The organism is Variovorax sp. GW823-FHT04B03 (genome assembly GCF_058796495.1).
Genome location: NZ_JBXAIT010000001.1, coordinates 867,877 through 887,637 on the forward strand (window position 1 = coordinate 867,877; position 19,761 = coordinate 887,637).

Sequence of the window (19,761 nt, forward strand, 5' to 3'; positions counted from 1 at the left end):
CATATTTCTCGAAGGGCTCCCTACCATCGAGCCCTTCTGTTCTTCAAGACAAGGTACACCCCATGTGCGGCATCGTCGGCGCAGCCTCCCATCGCGACATCGTTCCGGTCCTGGTCCAGGGCCTTCAGCGGCTCGAATACCGCGGCTATGACTCCTGCGGCGTCGCGGTGCATGCCGGCGGCCTGAGCCGCGCACGCACCACCTCGCGCGTGGCCGACCTGCTGACGCAGGTGCGCGACGACAAGGTCGAAGGCCTCACCGGCATCGCCCACACGCGCTGGGCCACCCACGGCGCACCGGCCGTGCACAACGCCCACCCCCACTTCAGCCACGGCGTCGGCGCCGACGCGCCCGCCGCGCGCCCGGGCCGCATCGCGCTCGTGCACAACGGCATCATCGAGAACCACGAACCGCTGCGCGCCGCGCTCGAGGCCAAGGGCTACGTGTTCGAGAGCCAGACCGACACCGAGGTCATCGCCCACCTCGTCGACAGCCTCTACAACGGCGACCTGTTCGAGGCCGTCAAGGCCGCCGTGCTGCAGCTGCACGGCGCCTACGCCATCGCCGTCATCTGCCGCGACGAACCGCAGCGCGTGATCGGCGCGCGCGCCGGCTCGCCGCTGATCCTGGGCGCCGGCAAGGACGGCACCGAGAACTTCCTGGCCAGCGACGCGATGGCGCTGGCCGGCGTGACCGACCAGATCGTGTACCTCGAAGAAGGCGACGTGGTCGACCTGCAGCCCGGCAAGTACTGGATCGTCGACAAGAACCACAAGCCCGTCACCCGCACCGTGCGCACCGTGCACGCCCACAGCGGCGCGGCCGAGCTGGGCCCGTACCGCCACTACATGCAGAAGGAAATCTTCGAGCAGCCGCGCGCCATCGGCGACACGCTCGAAGGCGTCGAGGGCATCGTGCCCGAGCTGTTCGACGGCATCGGCCAGGACGGCGCCACCGGCGCGAGCGCGCACCGCGTGTTCCAGGACATCGACAAGATCCTCATCCTGGCCTGCGGCACCAGCTACTACAGCGGCTGCACCGCCAAGTACTGGCTCGAGAGCATCGCGAAGATCTCCACCCAGGTCGAGATCGCCAGCGAGTACCGCTACCGCGACTCCGTGCCCGACCCCAAGACGCTGGTCGTCACCATCAGCCAGTCGGGCGAAACTGCCGACACGCTGGCCGCGCTCAAGCACGCGCGCTCGCTGGGCATGGAGCAGACGCTGACCATCTGCAACGTCGCCACCAGCGCCATGGTGCGCGAGTGCAAGCTGGCCTACATCACGCGCGCCGGCGTCGAAATCGGCGTGGCCTCGACCAAGGCCTTCACCACCCAGCTCGCGGGCCTGTTCCTGCTCACGCTGGCCATCGCGCAGTCCAAGGACCGCCTGAGTGCGCTCGACGAAGCGCGCTACCTGAAGGAAATGCGCCACCTGCCCGTCGCGCTGCAGTCGGTGCTCGCGCTCGAGCCGCAGATCATCGGCTGGGCCGAAGACTTCGCGCGCAAGGACAACGCCCTGTTCCTGGGCCGCGGCCTGCACTACCCGATCGCGCTCGAAGGCGCGCTCAAGCTCAAGGAAGTGACCTACATCCACGCCGAGGCGTACGCCGCCGGCGAACTCAAGCACGGCCCGCTCGCGCTCGTCACGAGCGAGATGCCCGTGGTGGCCGTGGCGCCGAACGACGCCCTGCTCGAAAAGCTCAAGAGCAACCTGCAGGAAGTGCGCGCCCGCGGCGGCGTGCTCTACGTGCTGGCCGACGGCGACACGCAGATCGCCAGCGGCGAAGGCCTGCACGTGATCCGCATGCCCGAGCACTACGGCGCGTTGTCACCGCTGCTGCACGTGGTGCCGCTGCAGCTGCTGGCGTATCACACGGCGTGTGCGCGCGGGACCGATGTCGACAAGCCGCGCAACCTCGCTAAAAGCGTGACGGTGGAGTGAGCGTGCGTGGGCGACGCGATCCTGACGATCTCGCCAAATAAAGTCTTGAACGCGCAAACAGCGTCGTAAATACTTTGAATTTGTTGATTTCCGTTTACGAGTAATCCAGTCCTCCATGCGAACAACGGCCGAAAGACATTGCGGCCGGTCAGTTCGCGATGGAAAGGTGGATCAAGCGTCCACGGAAATCAACAGGGAGTGATCCGACGAGCTGGATCTTTTCCAGCGCTGTCGTCGAATGCGACTCACAGAGGCGACAGCACCCAAGGGCTCCGCTCATCGGTCATGAGATCTTCGGCAATACCGATGATTCCGCCCAGCGTCATATTCTGACCCGCCCAGCTGGCCCGACCGATGATGTAGCTCTTTGCAAACTGCGGCCAGGACGAAAAATTCGAGCGCAATTCTTTGTCTGCATGCGAAAGAATTCGATCGAATTCAGCCTGCTCGATGTATTTGCAGTCCAATGACATTCTCGCAACCGTGACGAGGCGGCCCAGATCCCAGGCAAGGATGCCGGCGCTGTAATCCTTGGGAAGGTACGAGCCATTGACTTTGTCTTCGAGAAGACGAAAAACGGATCGCAGATTCTCCAGCATCTCCATCGCCTGCGCCAAAGCCGAGAAAACGAGGTCTTTTTCCTCACTCGGCCCCTGCGCAGCAATCTGCTCGCGCACCGTTTCCGGGGAACCGTAGCGCCCACTGGCGATCAAGGCCTCGAGAACCTCCTGGCGCTCCTCTCCTGAAGCACCATTGCTGTAAATACGAAAAACAATGTCGTAAAAAAAGCGATGGCCATGGCGACCGAGTGACGCCAGGGTTTCAGCAGCCTCCTGGGGCGAGCGTATGCCCCAGTGCGAGCCAAGTCCCTCGGAGAGAGTTTCGTCAGACAGCCCCGTTGCGTAGCTGTCGCAATACGCCATGATCTGTTCGGAGTTGATGAGCCCCGCTTGAAGTGCGCGCTGCGCCGCCGGATCCGCTGCGGCCCCATCGGGGCAGTTTCTGTATTTTTTGCCAGAAACTATCTGGAACAACTTCTTCAAGAAACCCATGGGTCAGATTTGCTTGAAGGTGGCATTGACGGCGCGATGCTTGAGCGCATTCACAAGAACTTCAAAGTCTGAATCCTTCACCATGTGAATGGCATCGAACTCGTGCTTCTTGGGTGCCATCGACGGCGTGCTGATTTCTATTGTTTTCTCCGCACTCGATGTGGAGGTTTCCGGGATGTCCGTGATGGTGACTTGATTGATGGCGTCATAGCCCACGGTGGTCAGTACGCCCGAGAATTTCTTGACGGTCGTGAAAGACATGCCCTTTTCATCAAGAACAATGCTGGCGCCCTGGCTGTTGGCTGCGCGTTTCTTGAAAAGTGTTCCCACCGTAAGATACGTGACATAAGCCCCGATCAACATGAGAACGCCATTGGCCACGCCGGTCGGCAGGTGAAGCCGAAGGGTGCCTATTTTCAGATCGGCAATCGGATAAAAAATGGCGGCAATGATAATTGCCGGGCCAATCAGGCCGAAAACGTACTCGAGAATCGAGTACTCCATCTTGTAATTGATGGTGTGCATGTAGAATTTTTCCTTATAGTTGATTTGGCCGGGCGATCGCCCGGTAGGTAGTCGGTCCTGCAAAATTCCTCCAACCCCCGGACTAATGTAACAAATCGCGTCTTGGTGCCGCCGGCCTGCTGTACCTCCAATGCGCCTGCAGAGGCTTCGCCTGCCTTCGTGCGCAACACGTGCATCGCGATGGCGGCAAGCGCACTTCTGGCTGCTTGCGGTTCACACGATTCCCAGCCGCCCGAGCGAACGCGACCCGCGCCTGCTGCCTCCACCACGGTGGTGCTGCCGCCCGTCGCGTACGGACATGACCAGGGCCGCCAGATGTCCGAAGCCGATGACGCGTGCGGTGTGCCGGACCCGCTGCGTCAGGCCGTGCAAGATCAGTTGAAGGCGCGGTATGAGGTTGTGCGCCCTGTGCCGGGTCCCGGCAGGGAGGCCGCCCTTGTGCTGAAGATCGACATCATGGACATCGTGACCGTCAGCGCTGGCGGCCCCACGATCGTGGTCATCCATGCGGTGCTTGAACGACCGGGACTGCCCCCTGCGCAATTCAAGGCCCTGCGCCAAGTGCACACCCCGTACGCTGATATCACGGCGGAGACGACCGAATGCAGCGCCATGGATGCAGTGATTCACGGGTTGGGCGTGGACGTTGCGAAATGGATGCGCAAGCCGGCGGACGGGGTGTCTCTGGTGAACGGAGAGTGAGTGTGGTCTTCGACTGGATGGGGTCAGGTCAGCTCATCGCACATGCGACCACGCGACCACGCGGCTTCATGGACAAACGGTAATGAAGCGCAGGCCTTTCCCGCTTCCACCTGGGCTAGCATTTGCGTTGCAGGCCCCCGCATCCCAGGGGGCGCAACGTGAGCACAACCGCACCGCCATCCATGGGTATTTCTTGCCGTGGCCGCACCGACTGACGTGCTCGGCCCCACCGTCATCTGGAACTGCCTCATCGTCGAGGACGATGCCGACAACGCGCGCTACATCGCCGAAGGCTTCCGTTCGCTCGGCCATGTGGCGGTGATCAGCCGCGACGGCGTGGATGCGTTCGCGCGCGCCACGGGCGAGACGTGGGACCTCGTCATCCTCGACCGCATGCTGCCCAACGACGTGGACGGCCTGTCGATCCTCACCACGATGCGCGCGCTCGGCAAGAAGACGCCGGTGCTGGTGCTCAGCGCATTGAGCGCGCTCGACGAGCGCGTGCGCGGGCTCAAGGCCGGCGGCGACGACTACCTGGCCAAGCCCTTCGCCTTTTCCGAACTCGCGGCGCGCGCCGAGGCGCTGGTGCGGCGCTCGCGCAGCGGGCCCGAGATCCGCACGCTGCAGCTGGCCGACCTCACGCTCGACCTGGCGCGTCGCCATGTGGAGCGCGGCGGCCGGCCGATCGCGCTGCAGCCGCGCGAGTTCAGGCTGCTGGCCTATCTCATGATGCATCCGGGCCAGGTGGTCACGCGCACCATGCTGCTCGAGGCCGTGTGGGACTACCAGTTCGATCCGCAGACCAACGTGATCGACGTGCAGGTGAGCCGCCTGCGCGGCAAGCTCGATGCGGGCGGCGCGCCGACGCTGATCCACACCGTGCGCGGCGTGGGCTACACGCTGGCCGCGCCGCAATGACCCGGGCCCTGCGCCAGCTGTGGCGCTCGGTCGGCTTCCGCCTGGCCTTCTACTACGGCCTGCTCGTGGCCATCACCATGCTCGCCGCACTGGCCATCGTCTACATGCAGACCGTGGGTGTGCTGCAGCAGCGCATGGTGCGGCAGGTGGCCGCCAGCGTGCAGCAGCTGGTGGTGCGCTACGAAGCGCGCGGCGCCGAAGGCGTGGCGGGCGAGATCGCCCATGCGCTCTCCGACGGCCGCAACTCCGACAACGAGATCTACCTGCTCACCGACCGCGACGGAAACAAGCGCGCGGGCAACCTCGACCAGATGCCCTCACTGGCACCCGATGCGGGCGACGGCGTGCACCGCCGCGTGGTGCGCGCGGGCCAGACCGTCATCGCCTACCTCGTGATGCGCCCGCTGCCCGACGGCGGCATGCTCGTGGTGGGGCACGACCTGCGCGACCAGGAGTCGATCGAATCATTGGTGGCCAGCGCCAGCGCGGCGGCGGGCATCGTGGCGGTGCTGCTGCTCATCGGCGGCACCTTCGTCTTCCGCCAGGAGCTGGAGCGCAGCGTGGGCGCGGTGCGGCGCACGGCCGCGCGCATCGCGGCGGGCGAGCTGCAGGAGCGCGTGGCGCCTTCGGGCCAGGAGGACGAGTTCGCGCTGCTGGAGGGCGACATCAACGCGATGCTCGACCGCATCCAGTCGCTGATGGACGGCGTGCGCCACGTGTCGAACACCATCGCGCACGACCTGCGCACGCCGCTCACGCGCGTGCTGGTGCGCCTGCGTGCGGTGGAGGCGGGCCTCGGCGACGCCCACCATCCGCAGCGCGAGCCCGTCGCCACCGCCATCCGCGAGCTCGAGGAGCTGGCGGTGATGTTCGAGAAGCTGCTGCAGATCGCCGAGGTCGAGGCCGGTGCGCGGCGCCAGCAGTTCGCGCCGGTGGCGCTGCACGTCATCGCCGACGACGTGGCCGAGCTGTACGAGGCGGTGGCCGAGATGCGGGGCATCACGCTGCTGCGCGAGCCCGCCGACCGTGCCATCGCGCTCGGTGACCGCGACCTGCTCGCGGGCGCGGCGGCCAACCTGCTCGACAACGCGCTGAAGTACGGCGGGGCCGGCGCCACCGTGCGCATCGGCACGCACACGGTCGACGGGCGTGCGCAGCTGTTCGTGCAGGACGACGGCCCCGGCATTCCGAGCGCCGAGTACGAGCGCCTGGGCGTGCGTTTCCATCGGCTGGACCACAGCACGCCGGGCCACGGCCTGGGGCTCGCGAGCGTGCAGGCGGTGGTCGCGCTGCACGGCGGTCGCCTGCAGTTCGGCGATGCCCGACCGGGCCTGCGCGCCTGCATCGACCTGCCGACGACGGACGCCTGAGCGACACCTTTTCCCGCCTTCTTGCGCCTCGAACATTGCCGAATGGCAATGCTTTGTTCATACACACCGCCGCGCTGAATTCCTAGGATCGCTGACGCACATCCTGTGCCGATCAACGCAGTTCCAGGAGACATCAACGGTGAGAATCAAGAGTCAGAGAGACTTCTGCTCGGGCGTGCTTTTCAGCGCCTTCGGCGTGGCCTTCGCATGGGGCGCCACGACCTACAACGTGGGCACCGGCGCCCGCATGGGCCCCGGCTACTTTCCGCTCATCGTGGGCATCCTCATCGCGTGCATGGGCGTGCTGATCACGTTCAAGGCCCTCACGGTCGAGACCGCCGACGGCGAACCGGTGGGCCGCATCGCATGGAAGCCGCTGCTGTTCATCATCGGCGCCAACCTGATCTTCGGCGTGCTGCTCGGCGGGCTGCCGAGCATCGGCCTGCCGTCGATGGGGCTCATCGTCGCGATCTATGCGCTGACCTTCATCGCGAGCCTGGCGGGCGACAGCTTCGGCTGGAAGGGCGTGACCCTGCTGGCGACCGTGCTTGCGCTCGGCAGCTACCTGGCCTTCGTGGTGGCGCTGAAGCTGCAGTTCCAGGTGTGGCCCACCTTCATCGCCGGCTGACCCGCGCAGAACAACAAGAAATCCAAGAGAACAATGGACCTGATTACCAACCTCTCGATCGGCTTCGGCGTGGCCTTCACCGCGCAGAACCTTGTCTATGCTTTTGTCGGCTGCCTGCTGGGCACGCTGATCGGCGTGCTCCCCGGCATCGGCCCCGTGGCCACCATCGCGATGCTGCTGCCCGCCACCTACGCGCTGCCGCCCGTGTCGGCGCTGATCATGCTGGCCGGTATCTATTACGGCGCGCAGTACGGCGGCTCGACCACCGCCATTCTGGTCAACCTGCCGGGTGAATCGTCGTCGGTGGTGACCGTGATCGACGGCTACCAGATGGCGCGCAAGGGGAGGGCCGGGCCGGCGCTCGCCGCGGCGGGCCTGGGCTCGTTCTTCGCAGGTTGCGTCGGCACGCTCATTCTTGCGGCCTTCGCGCCGCCGCTGACCGAGCTGGCCTTCAAGTTCGGCCCCGCCGAATACTTCTCGCTGATGATCCTGGGCCTGATCGGCGCCGTGGTGCTGGCCTCGGGTTCGCTGCTCAAGGCCATCACGATGATCCTGCTCGGGCTGGCGCTGGGCCTCGTGGGCACCGACGTGAACTCGGGCGTGGCGCGCTACAGCTTCGACATTCCCGAACTCACCGACGGCATCGGCTTCATCGCGATCGCGATGGGCGTGTTCGGCTACGGCGAGATCATTGCCAACCTCGCCGTGCCCGAGCACGAGCGCGAGGTGTTCACCGCCAAGGTCAAGGGCCTGTGGCCCACCAAGGAAGACTTCCGGCGCATGACGCCTGCCGTGCTGCGCGGCACCGCGCTGGGTTCTGCCCTGGGCATCCTGCCGGGTGGCGGCGCGCTGCTGTCGGCCTTCGCAGCCTACACCATCGAGAAGCGCATCAAGCTCAAGCAGGGCGAGGTGCCCTTCGGCAAGGGCAACATCCGCGGCGTGGCGGGGCCGGAGTCGGCCAACAACGCCGGCGCGCAGACCTCGTTCATTCCGCTGCTGACGCTGGGCATTCCGCCCAATGCCGTGATGGCGCTGATGGTCGGTGCGATGACCATCCACAACATCCAGCCGGGCCCGCAGGTGATGACCAGCAACCCGGAACTCTTCTGGGGCCTGATCGCCTCGATGTGGATCGGCAACCTGATGCTCATCGTGCTGAACCTGCCGATGATCGGCATCTGGATCAAGCTGCTGACCATTCCCTACAAGTGGCTCTTCCCGTCGATCGTGTTGTTCTGCGCGGTGGGCGTGTACTCGGAGAACAACAACACCTTCGACGTGTGGATGGTCGCGATCTTCGGCATCGTGGGCTACCTGTTCCTCAAGCTCAAGTGCGAGCCCGCGCCGCTGCTGCTGGGCTTCATCCTCGGGCCGATGATGGAAGAGAACCTGCGCCGCGCGCTGCTGCTGTCGCGCGGCGACTGGAGCGTGTTCGTCATGCGCCCGCTGTCGGCGGGGCTGCTGGCCGCGGCGGCGCTGCTGCTCATCGTGGTGCTGCTGCCTTCGGTGAAGGCCAAGCGCGAAGAAGCCTTCGTCGAGGAGTGATGCGGCGCGTCACCCGCCGAACAAGCGCCGCATCCACCCCATCTTGACCTGCCCCGCGGCGCCGCCTTGCTGCACCGCCTTGCGCACCTGCGCGTGGACCAGCACTTCCGCTGACGAATCCGTGGTGTGCAGATGGGCCTTCACGGTCGGCACGTACGCGCCGTCCTCATGGCGGATGTGGTTGAACAGCCAGCGCGAGAGCATGTCGTGCAGCTCGGCCAGCACCTCTTCGCCGTGCTCGAAGCGCGCGCGGAACTCGGTGACGCGGCGCACGAAGATCTCGTGCACCTTTCGGTGCGGACCCGTGAAGGGGTAGCCCGCGTCCTCGATCATGGCCTCCTCGAACGCGAAGTGCGAGGCGGTGTAGTCGATGATCTCTTCGATGATCCGGCCCACGACCTTGCGGTCGTTCGTGCGGCGGGCATCGTCCAGCGCATTGATGTACTGCACGATGCGCTGGTGCTGCGTGTCGATCTCATGGATCCCCGTATTGAGCTCGGTCTTCCATACAAGGTGGGCCATGGTCTTCAGAACTTTGCAGGTGGATGTAAAAGTCCAGTATCGGCAGCCGAAAGCGGCGCGCGGTTGATCTGAATCAAGCGCGTCGGTGCGGTGAAAGAGAAAGAAAGACAATCGGCCCGTGACCCCCGCCGAAGACCCCCAGAACCCGCCCGCTGTCGTGGAGCCCCGGCCGTTGCCGCTGGTCGTGCGCTGGCTGCTGATGGTCTTTGCCGCGCTGTGCCTGGTGCTGGCCGCCATCGGCGTGGTCGCGCCGGGCATGCCGACCACGGTCTTCGTGCTGATGGCCGCGTGGGCCGCGGCGCGCAGTTCGCCGCGGCTGCACCGGTGGTTGCTGAACCACCGGCTCTTCGGGCCGCTGCTGCGCAACTGGGAGAACGGCCGCACCGTGAGCCGGCGCGCCAAGTGGAGCGCCACTGCGGCGATGGCGTTCTGCGCGGTCGTCATCGTGTTGACCGCGCACAAGCCGTGGCTCGCAGGCGTCGCCACCGGCTCGATGGCGGTCGTGCTGGCGTGGCTGTGGCGGCGGCCGGAGCCGCCGCAGGGCGGCTGATCAGCCCTTGGCCAGCTCGGCGCAGATCGCCGGGTTCCAGTGGAAGCTGCGCGCCTTGTAGGCCGCGTCGAAGATCACCTTGTAGCGGCAGCTCGTCGCACCGCCGCCCGAGCGGAAGTGAAAGACGTAGTCCCACTCGCGCACGGCGGCCATGCCTTCGTCGAAGTGCGGGCGGCCGATGAGCGCGTACAGCTGGTCCTTGGTGGCGCCGGGGCCGATGGCGCGCAGGTTCTCGCGGTTCGGAAAGCTGCCTTCGGTCTGCCAGGTCTGCTGCTGGTCGGCGCCGGGCCAGACGAGTTCGGTGGCCTTGCCGTCGCTGTCGATGCCGCGGCTCACGTACGAGGTGCAGCCGGCGAGCGTGAGCAAGGCCAGCAGCGCGGCGGTGGGCAGAAAAGAGGTGCGTGTCATGAAGGAGGAATGCGTGGGGCCTGGAGCGATGGCGGTTCTGGGGTTCATGCGGCTCACCACTGGTAGCCCGCGCCGGCCGAGACGCCGACCTTGCCGCGCGAGTTGGCCGAGCCGGTGAACTTCATCACCCACTTGCCGTTGTCCGAGATGCTCGAGAAGCCGACCGCGAGCGCGCTCTGCCCCTCGTAGCCGGCGATGCCGGCCGCGATCATGTTCTTGCCCGGCATGTAGGCCTGCGGCATGCCGGCCATGGCCATCGCACCGGCGGTGCCGGCGTTGGCGTCGCGCTGGTTCACGCGGATGGCGTCGCGCCACTGCGCGCCCTGGGCGTTCAGCTGGTTGACGTTGACGGCGTCGGTGCCGGCCACGCCGGGCGCCACGTTGGACACGGTGGTGCCGTTGGGCGCCTGTCCGTTGCCCAGCACGATCTGGTTGTGGTTCACGCTGCCATCGACGTTGGTCACGTAGTTGACCGCGCCGGCCTGCACGGCCTGCAGCTGGCGCACGTTGACCGCGTCGGTCGCCTGCGTGCCGCCCGCCACGTTCGTGATCTGCCGCTCGCCGCCCGCGCTGCCGACCGAGACCGCGCCCTGCGTGGAGCCCACGGCGAAGTTCGAGAAGCGCTCTTGCTGGCCGTTCATGCCCGCGCGGTCGGCTGTAGCGCCGGCGCCCAGCGCCACGCCGTTGATGGCGCTCGCCGTCGCGCCCGTGCCGATGGCCACGGCGGACGCGGCCGATGCGGTGCTCTGGCGGCCCACGGCCACGGCCGACTCGGCACCCGCGGTGGCGCGGTCGCCCACGGCCACGGCGCTGTCGGCCAGCGCCTGCGTGTTCGCGCCGAGCGCGGCGGCGTTGATGCCGTCGGCGATCGCCTTGTCGCCGGCCGCCAGGCTGCTCTTCTTGCGTGCCTGCGTGTTGGCGCCGAGCGCGGTCGAATTGATGTCGCTCGCGGTGGCGCGGTCGCCCACTGCGACGCTGCTGGTGGCCACGGCCGTGCTGTTGGCGCCGATGGCGGTGGCGTTGGTGCCGAAGGCCTGGGCCACGTTGCCCACGGCCGTGCTGCTGACGCCCGCGGCCACGGTGGTGGAGCCGATGGCGGTGGCGTAGGTTTCGGTGGCGCGTGCGTCGGAGCCCGCCGCCACGCTGCCGAAGCCGGTGGCCTTGGCAGCCGTGCCGCCGAGCAACAGTGCGTCGCCGCCGAGGTTGCCGCTCACCATGCCTTGCAAGGCCGCAGCATCGGGGCCGCCGTTCACGGGATCGGTCGGCACGCCGGTGATGAGCGCGAAGCCGCCGCTGCCGTTGGGCACCTGGCAGGCCCACGTGGGACCGGCGCCGCCCGAACTGCAGACCGCGCCCGAGCCGGTGGTGTAGCTGGTGCCGCCCAGGCTCACATCGGCCCAGGCCGACGGGCCTGCGAGGCCGGCGGCCAGTGCGAGCACGGCGCCCGCGATGCCTCGGGTCTTCTTCTTGCAGACGAATGCGGCGCGCGCACCGCCCCCCACGTGCTGTGTGACGTGTTCCATGGTTCTCTCTTCTCCCTGAGATGGCGCCTGATGGCGCGCTTGATGTGTGACGCTTCGACTGTATGAACCGCAGGGCGCGTGAACCTAGGACCTAATTCACAATAAATGTGAAGGTACCGAAAGCAAATGTTGCTTTCCATCGCGCATTCACACTTCAGGAGCCCCCATGAAACCCCAGCCCATCGAGCACGCCGCCGCTTCCGACGAGGTCCGCGCGGTGTTCGACGACATCAAGGCGTCTCGCAACGTGCCCGACGTCAACAATTTCTGGAAGTACCTGGCCAACGACCCGGCCACGCTGAAGCGCACCTGGGCCAGCCTCAAGGAGGTGATGGCGCCGGGCGCGCTCGACCCGGTGGTGAAGGAAATGATCTATCTGGCGGTGAGCGTCACCAACAATTGCGGCTACTGCATCGCGAGCCACCACGCGGGCGCGGAGAAGGCCGGCATGACGCCGGCCATGTTCGCCGAGCTGATGGCCGTGGTCGGCATGGCGAACGAGACGAACCGGCTGGTGAACGGCTACCGCGTGCCGATCGACCCGGCGTTCGACAAGTAAGCCCGCTCAACCGATCGTCATCAGGCTCGCATTGCCGCCGGCCGCGGCCGTGTTGACACTCAGCGCGCGCTCCAGCACCAGGCTCTCGAGCGGGATGCCGGTGTCGCCCGGCGCGAAGCCGCGCACGCCGACGATGGGGCCGGGCCGCGCCGCCACCTGCTGCAGCACGCTGGCAAGGTGGCTGGCGTCGCCGTGGTGCAGCACGGCATCGAACACCACGGTGGGTGCGCGCCAGTCGTTGGCGAGCACGACCGCGTGGCGCGCCTCGTCGGGCAATGCGGCCAGCAGCGCGTGTGCGCCGGGCGCATCGGCGGGCCAGATGGCGGTGCTGCCGACCGACAGCACGGCCGCCAGCTGCACGAGCCGGTCGGCTTCCGCATCGGCGAGGCACAGCACGGCCTCGCGCGGCTGCAGCGTGTAGACGTTGCGCTCGCCGGTCGGGCCGGCCAGCGTGCGTGCGCGGCCCACGTGCGCCAGGCCTGCGAAGCGGCGGCACTGCGCGGCCAGCGCGTTGCGGCCCGTGTCGCGCGCCCAGCCTTCGAGCGCCGCGAGGCCGGCCGATGGTGAGACGGGTACGTCGTCCGCAACGGCGCGCGCCAGCACGTCGTCGGGCCGCGCCGACAGCAGGCGCGCCATGTACAGCGGCCCGCCGGCCTTCGGCCCGGTGCCCGACAGCCCTTCGCCGCCGAAGGGCTGCACGCCCACCACGGCGCCGACCATGTTGCGGTTCACGTAGACGTTGCCCGCCTGCGCCTGCGCCACCACCTGCGCGATGGTCTCGTCGATGCGCGTGTGCACGCCCAGCGTGAGGCCGTAGCCGCTGCCGTTGATCTGGCCGATGAGCGCGCCCAGGTCGCGGCGGCGGTAGCGCAGCAGGTGCAGCACGGGGCCGAACACCTCGCGCTGCAGCTCGCCCAGGTGCTCCAGCTCGACCAGCGTGGGCAGCACGAAGGTGCCGTGGCGCGTGTCGTGGCCGAACTCGCGGCCCTGGCGGAACACGCGCCGGCCGCGCCCGCGCATGCCGGCGATGTGGCGCTCGATGCCGTCGCGCGCCTCGTCGTCGATGACCGGGCCCACGTCCACCGCGAGCCGCGCGGGGTTGCCGATGCAGCTCTCGGCCATCGCGCCCTGCAGCATCGCCACGAGGCGGTCGGCCGCTTCTTCCTGCACGCACAGCACGCGCAGCGCCGAGCAGCGCTGGCCGGCGCTGTCGAAGGCCGAGGCCATCACGTCGGCCACCACCTGCTCCACGAGCGCGGACGAGTCGACGATCATCGCGTTCTGCCCGCCGGTCTCGGCGATCAGCGGCACCGGCGCGCCGCGCGCGCCGAGCCGCGCCGACAACGTCTTCTGCAGCAGGCGCGCGACCTCGGTCGAGCCCGTGAACATCACGCCCTGCACGCGCGCGTCGCCCACCAGCGCGGCGCCGACGGTCTCGCCGCGCCCCGGCAGCAGCTGCACCGCTGCGCGCGGCACGCCGGCCTCCCACAGCACGCGCACCGCCTCGGCGGCGACCAGCGGCGTCTGCTCGGCCGGCTTGGCCAGCACCGGGTTGCCGGCCGCGAGCGCCGCGGCCACCTGGCCGGTGAAGATCGCCAGCGGAAAATTCCACGGGCTGATGCACACCACCGGCCCGAGCGGGCGGTGCGTGGCGTTGGCGAAGTCGGTGCGCGCCTGCGCCGCGTAGTAGCGCAGGAAGTCGACCGCCTCGCGCACCTCGGCGATGGCGTTGGCGCCGCTCTTGCCGGCCTCGCGCATCAACAGGCCGAGCAGGCGCGGCTGCTGCGCTTCGAGCGATGCGGCGGCACGCTCGAGCGCGGCGGCGCGTTCGGCGGGCGGCGTGGCGGCCCATGTGGTGGCGACGGCTTCGGCCTGCGCAAGGGCCGAGGCCACGTCGCCCGGCACCGCGTCCTGCACCTGGCCGACGAGGTCTCGGCGGTCGGCGGGGTTGCGCACCTCGGCCCAGGTGCGACTGGCTTCGTTTCCTGCGCGTGGCGCGGCGAGCATCGGCGTCGCTCGCCACGGCTCGCTCGCGCTGGCCTGCAGCGTGGCGGCGAGCGCATGCAGCGCGGCTTCGCTCGCGAGGTCCAGGCCCTGCGAGTTCGCGCGCTGCGCACCGTAGAGCGCGGCCGGCAGCGGAATGGCCGCGTGCGGCAGGCCCATCGCGCCTTCCTGCGCGGCCATGCGCTCGACGGTCGCGACCGGGTCTTCCACCAGCGTGTCGAGCGGGATCGACGCATCGGCGATGCGGTTCACGAACGAGGTGTTGGCGCCGTTCTCCAGCAGCCGCCTCACCAGGTAGGCCAGCAGCGTCTCGTGCGTGCCCACCGGCGCGTAGATGCGGCAGGGCCGTCCGAGCGGGCCCACCACCTGCTCGTACAGCGGCTCGCCCATGCCGTGCAGGCACTGGAACTCGTACTGGCCCGGCGTGTAGCGCGACGGGTCGGCCATCGTGTAGATCGCGGCCAGCGTGTGGGCGTTGTGCGTGGCGAACTGTGGGTAGACCGCGTCGGGCGCGTCGAGCAGGCGGCGCGCGCACGCGAGGTACGACACGTCGGTGTAGGCCTTGCGCGTGTAGACCGGGTAGCCCGCGAGACCGTCGAGCTGCGCGCGCTTGATCTCGCTGTCCCAGTAGGCGCCCTTCACCAGGCGCACCATGAGCCGGTGGCCGCTGCGGCGCGCGAGGTCGATCACCCAGTCGATCACGAAGGGGCAGCGCTTCTGGTAACCCTGCACCACGAAGCCGATGCCCTGCCAGCCCGCCAGCGCGGGCTCGAAGCACAGGCGCTCCAGCAGGTCGAGCGAGAGCTCGAGCCGGTCGGCTTCTTCCGCGTCGATGTTCAGGCCGATGTCGTAGTGCAGCGCCAGCAGCGCCAGGTCGCGCAGCACCGGGTACAGCTCGGCCATCACGCGCGTGTACTGCGCGCGGCTGTAGCGCGGGTGCAGCGCCGACAGCTTGATCGAGATGCCCGGCCCGCCGTACACACCGCGCCCGTTCGAGGCGCGGCCGATGGCGTGGATCGCGTCTTCGTAGGCCGCGCGGTAGCGGCGCGCGTCGTCGGCCGTGAGCGCGGCCTCGCCGAGCATGTCGTACGAATAGCGAAAGCCCTGCGCCTCCAGCGTGCGCGCATGCGCCAGCGCCTGGGCGATGGTTTCGCCGGTGACGAACTGCTCGCCCATCATGCGCATCGCCATGTCCACGCCCTTGCGGATCAGCGGCTCGCCGCCCTTGCCGATCAGCCGCGTGAGCGTGGCCGACAGGCCCGTCTCGCTGTGCGTGGCCACCAGCCTGCCCGTGAGCAGCAGGCCCCAGGTGGCGGCGTTGACGAACACCGACGGGCTGTGCCCCGCGTGCGCCTGCCACTGGCCCTGCGCGATCTTGTCGCGGATGAGCGCGTCGCGCGTGTCGGCGTCGGGAATGCGCAGCAGCGCCTCGGCCAGGCACATCAGCGCCACGCCTTCCTGCGACGACAGCGCGTACTCCTGCAGCAGGCCCTGCACCAGGCCCGAGCGGCCGCCGCCATTTTTGCGCTGGCGCAGCTGGTGGGCGATGCGATGGGCCAGGGCGTGGGCTTCGGCGGCCTGGTCGGCCGGCAGCCGGGCCTGCGTGAGCAGCGGCTGCAGTGCCTCCGATTCGGGCGGGCGGCAGGCGGCGGTGATGCGGGCGCGCAGCGCGGAAGGCGCGGCGGGGCCGTCGGCGAAGGTGGCAAACGTCGAGGGCAGGGGGGCGGGATCGTTGGCGCTCATGGTGCGTCGGTGGTGGTGATGTGTTGGATGATTTCAGCGATCGGCATGAATATTTCTCCAAAGAACAGTCACTTCGACGAGCAAGTCTCTACGTCCGAGACGGCCAGCTTTCAGCCCGGGGTTGACTGAGTTTCTATTTCATTGGATATTTCATCCAATATGAAAGAAGAATCGGCTTCGACCCCCAGCCTCAACGACCGCATCGCCCAGCGTGTGCGCGCCCTGCGCGCCGCGCGCGATCTCTCGCTCGACGCCCTGGCCACGCACTGCGGCGTCAGCCGCTCCATGATCTCTCTGATCGAGCGCGGCGAGAGCAGTCCGACAGCCGTGCTGCTCGAAAAACTCGCGACCGGCCTGGGCGTGCCGCTGGCCTCGCTGTTCGAGTCCGACGCGCCGGCCGCCAGCCCGGTGTCGCGCCGCGCCGACCAGCTCGAATGGCGCGATCCGCATTCGGGCTACCTGCGCCGCAACGTCTCGGCCGGCGGCGACGCCTCGCCGATCCAGATCGTCGAGGTGCTGTTTCCGCCCGGCGCGCGCGTGGCCTACGAAACCGGCGCGCGCGAGCCGCGCATCCACCAGCAGGTGTGGGTGCTCGAAGGCTGCATCGAACTCGCGGTCGGCGACCAGCAACACCGGCTCGAAGCGGGCGACTGCCTCGCGCTCGTGCTCGACCAGCCGACGAGCTACTTCAACCCCACCCGCGAGACGGCGCGCTACGCGGTCGTCATCACCAGCGCGCCTTCTCACGCCAACCGGAAATGACCATAACTGCTGCCACCACCCCGCGCCTGCGCGCCCTTTCTTCCGTCACCGAGGCCGAGATGAACGCCCTGGCCGACGTGCTCATCGACTGCGTCGATGGCGGCGCCTCGGTGAGCTTCATGCAGCCGCTCACGCCCGAACGCGCGCGGGCATTCTGGCGCCACGTGGCCGACGGCGTGGCGCGCGGCGAGCGCGAGCTGCTCGTGGCCGAGGACGACGCCGGCATCGTCGGCACCGTGCAGCTGGTGCTGGCGCAGCCCGAGAACCAGCCGCACCGCGGCGAGGTCGCGAAGATGCTGGTGCACCGCCGCGCGCGCCGCCACGGCCTCGGCGCGCTGCTGATGAAGGGCGCCGAACAGCGCGCACGCGACCACGGCAAGACCCTGCTGGTGCTCGACACCTCCAGCCCCGAGGCCGAGCGGCTGTACACCCGCTGCGGCTGGCTGCGCGTGGGCACCATCCCCGGCTATGCGCTGCTGCCCGACGGCACGCCGTGCGGCACCACCTACTTCTATCGCGCGCTCGGCGACTGACGGCCGTGCGGTCTACAGTCGGCCGGTCCTTTCATTTCCCGTCGCCATGAAACACCCCTTCGCCGAACTGATCGACCTGCACTGCGAGCAAGCCACCGCCGGCGCCAGCACCATGACGCTGGTGGTCGCGCCGCAGCACCTGAACCCGCACGAGGTGGTGCACGGCGCCGTGCTGTATGCGCTGGCTGACACGGGCATGGGCACGGCGCTGTACCCCACGCTCGAGGCGGGCGAGATCTGCGCCACCATCGAGATCAAGATGAACTACTTCAAGCCCGTGTTCGAAGGCCAGGTCGTCTGCAGGACCACGCTGCTCAACCGCGGGCGCACCGTCGCCAACCTGGAGTCGCGGCTGTACGTGGGCGAGGTGCTCGTGGGGATGGCGAACGGCAACTACGCGATCTTCCGGCGCAGCCGCGCCGAGGGCTGATGTTCATGGCGTGACGCCGCAGGTGCGCTGGCCTGGCGCCGGCACGCGGACCGGGGCCACAGGCGTCGCCGCCCGCTTCGCTGCTGCCACATGCAGCAGCAGCGCCACCACCACCATCGCCACGCCGACGATCTCGTGCGTCGCGGGCGGCTTGCCCAGCGCCACGCCCATCAGCAGCGCCGACACCGGCACGAAGTTCAGGAAGGCCGTGCCCGTGACCGCACCGAGCGCGCGCACGCCGTGGTTGAAGGCCAGCACCGCGAGCGCCGACGGCACCAGCCCCACGTACAGCAGCACCTGCCACGACAGCCGCAGCCCCTGCGCGTCGGGCGCGGGCGATGCGCCCAGCGCGGTCATGCCCACCGCCACGGCCAGCAGCAGCGGCCACGAAGCCAGCACCGTGAGCGCGGTGTAGTCGACCGTGTCCAGCGTCGGGAAGCGCGCCGCGCCGCGCGTGTAGACGACCCAGCCCAGCGTGCCGACGAAGGCGATGGCGTCGCCGAGCAGCGTGTCGTGCGACAGGCCTGCGCCACCGGGCGACAGCAGCCCGGCCACCGTGGCCACGCCGGCCAGCGCCAGCGCGGCGGTCAGCAAGGTGGTGCGCGTCGGGCGCACGCCGTCGAGCCACCAGCGCAGCAGCTGCGTGGTGATCGGCGTGGTGGCGATCAGCACCGCGCCGTGCGAAGGCACCGAGTGCGAGAGCCCGACGAACAGCAGGATGCTGAACACGCCGAAGCCCGCAAAGCCGTGCAGCGCCAGCGGCACCGCATGCTGTCGCAGCTTGTGCCAGCCGCCGCTGCCGCGCAGGCCCAGCAGCGCGGCGAACACCAGCGCCGACAGGGTGTAGCGGATGAGCGTGAGCCACACCGGCGCCACGTGCTGCAGCACGCCCTTGCCGACGAGGAACAGGCTGCCCCAGCTGGCGGTGGCGAAGAGCAGGGCCGCGATGCCCGGCAGGCGTGAGGAAGGGGAGGACACGGGAAGGCCTTTCAAGAAAAAAGAGGGAGCGCGTGGCCTGAAGGATGGGGACGGGCCGCCGCGAAGGCCATTCGTTTCTTTGGACAAGGGCTTCCGAAAAAGCGAACGGACGACCGCGCCGCACGCGCTCACAATCCGCGGTCATGGAGCTGTACCAACTGAAGACCTTCGTCGCCATCGCGAAGGAGGGCAACCTGACCCGCGCCGCCGAACGCGTGTTCACCAGCGCCCCGGCCGCCAGCGCGCAGCTCAAGGCGCTCGAAGACGAACTCGGCGTGCGCTTGTTCGAGCGCACGCCGCGCGGCATGTCGCCCACCGCGGCCGGCCGGCGCCTGCTCGAAGAGGCCGAGCGCACCCTGGCCTCGGCCATGCGCATGCAGTCGGCCGCCGACCAGCTGCGCGGCGCGGCGCAGGGGGTGGTGCGCTTCGGCACGGTGGTCGATCCGGTGGCGCTGCGCCTGGGCAGCGTGCTGGTCACGCTGGCGCAGCAGCACCCGCAGGTCACGCTGCAGCTCAAGCAGGGGCTGTCGTACGAAACCCTGGCGGCCGTGCAGCGCGGCGAACTCGACTGCGCCTACGTGCTCAGCGATGCCGAGCGGCTCGAAGGCTTCGAGCTGCGGCGCCTGGGCGCGGTCGACCTGGCCGTGGGCCTGCCGCTGGCGGTGGCGCAAACGCACCCCGAGCTCACGCTCGCGCAGCTCACCGACCTGACCTGGGTCGGCACGCCGCCCTCGTGCATCCTGCGCGCGCACCTCGAGAAGCTCTTCGCTTCGGCCGGGCGCGACTACCGCCAGGGTGTCACCGCCGACGGCGAGAGCGCCATCCGCAGCATGGTCGCCAGCGGCATGGGCGCGGGCCTGATGCGGCTGGACCAGGCCGAGCAGGGCGAGCGCCAGGGCGAGCTCGTGGTCTGGAACGGTTGGCGCTCACACTCGTGGCTGTGCTGGATCGCGCCGGCCGGCGGCCAGCGCTCGGCGGCGGTCGAGGCCGTGCGCGGCGCGGTGTTCGACGCCTGGGCCTGACCCGGACCTGGTGCGCCCCGGATTTCCGCAGTGGCAGGCTGCGC

At 68.7% G+C, this 19,761-nt stretch carries 19 protein-coding genes; 12 read left to right on the top strand and 7 right to left on the bottom strand.

What is annotated here, in order from left to right:
• Positions 1-62 precede the first annotated feature (62 nt).
• Complete coding sequence (gene glmS / locus AC1RAD_RS03900) at positions 63-1,943, top strand: glutamine--fructose-6-phosphate transaminase (isomerizing) (RefSeq protein ID WP_070060065.1); 1,881 nt, start codon at positions 63-65, stop codon at positions 1,941-1,943.
• Positions 1,944-2,188: 245 nt separating this feature from the next.
• On the opposite strand, the gene AC1RAD_RS03905 is transcribed toward glmS, so the two are convergent.
• Together AC1RAD_RS03905 and AC1RAD_RS03910 are read right to left on the bottom strand one after the other, a co-directional pair.
• Positions 2,189-2,995 carry a DUF1266 domain-containing protein gene (locus AC1RAD_RS03905; RefSeq protein ID WP_492733989.1) on the bottom strand — a complete coding sequence of 269 codons (807 nt, stop codon included), beginning with the start codon at positions 2,993-2,995 and terminating at the stop codon, positions 2,189-2,191.
• Positions 2,996-2,998: 3 nt separating this feature from the next.
• The gene (locus AC1RAD_RS03910) at positions 2,999-3,520 is read right to left on the bottom strand and encodes a hypothetical protein (RefSeq protein ID WP_095743658.1); all 522 of its coding nucleotides are present in this window, start codon (positions 3,518-3,520) and stop codon (positions 2,999-3,001) included.
• Positions 3,521-3,835: 315 nt separating this feature from the next.
• Between AC1RAD_RS03910 and AC1RAD_RS03915 the strand changes: the two genes are divergently transcribed.
• The 5 genes from AC1RAD_RS03915 (at position 3,836) to AC1RAD_RS03935 (ending at position 8,683) form a co-directional block, all read left to right on the top strand.
• Positions 3,836-4,222: a hypothetical protein gene (locus AC1RAD_RS03915; RefSeq protein WP_492733990.1), complete on the top strand. Its 387-nt coding sequence runs from the start codon at positions 3,836-3,838 to the stop codon at positions 4,220-4,222.
• A 234-nt stretch (positions 4,223-4,456) separates the two neighbouring features.
• A complete protein-coding gene (locus AC1RAD_RS03920; protein ID WP_492734545.1) occupies positions 4,457-5,140 on the top strand; it encodes a response regulator transcription factor in 684 nt (227 codons plus the stop codon).
• Positions 5,137-6,510: a sensor histidine kinase gene (locus AC1RAD_RS03925; RefSeq protein WP_492733991.1), complete on the top strand. Its 1,374-nt coding sequence runs from the start codon at positions 5,137-5,139 to the stop codon at positions 6,508-6,510. Before AC1RAD_RS03920 ends, AC1RAD_RS03925 begins: the two co-directional genes overlap by 4 nt.
• A 139-nt stretch (positions 6,511-6,649) precedes the next feature.
• Positions 6,650-7,138, top strand: coding sequence for a tripartite tricarboxylate transporter TctB family protein (locus AC1RAD_RS03930; RefSeq protein ID WP_492733992.1), 489 nt, complete (start codon positions 6,650-6,652; stop codon positions 7,136-7,138).
• Between the two features lie 33 nt (positions 7,139-7,171).
• Entirely contained in the window at positions 7,172-8,683 is a 1,512-nt protein-coding gene (locus AC1RAD_RS03935) for a tripartite tricarboxylate transporter permease (RefSeq protein WP_070060062.1), read from the top strand.
• 9 nt (positions 8,684-8,692) lie between these two features.
• Here the strand turns inward: AC1RAD_RS03935 and AC1RAD_RS03940 are convergent, their stop codons facing one another.
• Complete coding sequence (locus AC1RAD_RS03940) at positions 8,693-9,205, bottom strand: bacteriohemerythrin (protein WP_492733993.1); 513 nt, start codon at positions 9,203-9,205, stop codon at positions 8,693-8,695.
• A 118-nt stretch (positions 9,206-9,323) separates the two neighbouring features.
• Here AC1RAD_RS03940 and AC1RAD_RS03945 point away from each other — a divergent pair, with 118 nt between their 5' ends.
• Positions 9,324-9,755: a YbaN family protein gene (locus AC1RAD_RS03945; RefSeq protein ID WP_492733994.1), complete on the top strand. Its 432-nt coding sequence runs from the start codon at positions 9,324-9,326 to the stop codon at positions 9,753-9,755.
• On the opposite strand, the gene AC1RAD_RS03950 is transcribed toward AC1RAD_RS03945, so the two are convergent.
• Both AC1RAD_RS03950 and AC1RAD_RS03955 read right to left on the bottom strand, forming a co-directional pair.
• The gene (locus AC1RAD_RS03950) at positions 9,756-10,163 is read right to left on the bottom strand and encodes an outer membrane protein assembly factor BamE (RefSeq protein WP_492733995.1); all 408 of its coding nucleotides are present in this window, start codon (positions 10,161-10,163) and stop codon (positions 9,756-9,758) included. It abuts the gene before it with no gap.
• A 53-nt stretch (positions 10,164-10,216) separates the two neighbouring features.
• Positions 10,217-11,686: a YadA family autotransporter adhesin gene (locus AC1RAD_RS03955; RefSeq protein ID WP_492733996.1), complete on the bottom strand. Its 1,470-nt coding sequence runs from the start codon at positions 11,684-11,686 to the stop codon at positions 10,217-10,219.
• A 166-nt stretch (positions 11,687-11,852) separates the two neighbouring features.
• Here AC1RAD_RS03955 and AC1RAD_RS03960 point away from each other — a divergent pair, with 166 nt between their 5' ends.
• Positions 11,853-12,245: a carboxymuconolactone decarboxylase family protein gene (locus AC1RAD_RS03960; RefSeq protein WP_062481171.1), complete on the top strand. Its 393-nt coding sequence runs from the start codon at positions 11,853-11,855 to the stop codon at positions 12,243-12,245.
• 6 nt (positions 12,246-12,251) lie between these two features.
• Here AC1RAD_RS03960 and putA read toward each other — a convergent pair whose 3' ends face one another.
• On the bottom strand, positions 12,252-15,992 hold the full coding sequence (gene putA / locus AC1RAD_RS03965; protein WP_492733997.1) for a trifunctional transcriptional regulator/proline dehydrogenase/L-glutamate gamma-semialdehyde dehydrogenase: 3,741 nt from the start codon (positions 15,990-15,992) through the stop codon (positions 12,252-12,254).
• 159 nt (positions 15,993-16,151) lie between these two features.
• Here putA and AC1RAD_RS03970 point away from each other — a divergent pair, with 159 nt between their 5' ends.
• From AC1RAD_RS03970 to AC1RAD_RS03980, 3 genes are read left to right on the top strand one after another with little or no spacing between them, the layout of a single operon-like run.
• Positions 16,152-16,754: a helix-turn-helix domain-containing protein gene (locus tag AC1RAD_RS03970; RefSeq protein WP_369631294.1), complete on the top strand. Its 603-nt coding sequence runs from the start codon at positions 16,152-16,154 to the stop codon at positions 16,752-16,754.
• Positions 16,751-17,287 (top strand): GNAT family N-acetyltransferase, encoded by a 537-nt coding sequence (locus AC1RAD_RS03975; protein WP_492733998.1) that lies wholly within the window; start codon positions 16,751-16,753, stop codon positions 17,285-17,287. Before AC1RAD_RS03970 ends, AC1RAD_RS03975 begins: the two co-directional genes overlap by 4 nt.
• A 46-nt stretch (positions 17,288-17,333) precedes the next feature.
• A complete protein-coding gene (locus AC1RAD_RS03980; protein WP_095743667.1) occupies positions 17,334-17,717 on the top strand; it encodes a PaaI family thioesterase in 384 nt (127 codons plus the stop codon).
• Positions 17,718-17,720: 3 nt separating this feature from the next.
• Here the strand turns inward: AC1RAD_RS03980 and AC1RAD_RS03985 are convergent, their stop codons facing one another.
• Complete coding sequence (locus tag AC1RAD_RS03985; RefSeq protein ID WP_390346572.1) at positions 17,721-18,695, bottom strand: DMT family transporter; 975 nt, start codon at positions 18,693-18,695, stop codon at positions 17,721-17,723.
• A 143-nt stretch (positions 18,696-18,838) separates the two neighbouring features.
• Here AC1RAD_RS03985 and AC1RAD_RS03990 point away from each other — a divergent pair, with 143 nt between their 5' ends.
• Positions 18,839-19,717 carry a LysR family transcriptional regulator gene (locus AC1RAD_RS03990; protein ID WP_492733999.1) on the top strand — a complete coding sequence of 293 codons (879 nt, stop codon included), beginning with the start codon at positions 18,839-18,841 and terminating at the stop codon, positions 19,715-19,717.
• Positions 19,718-19,761 lie beyond the last annotated feature (44 nt).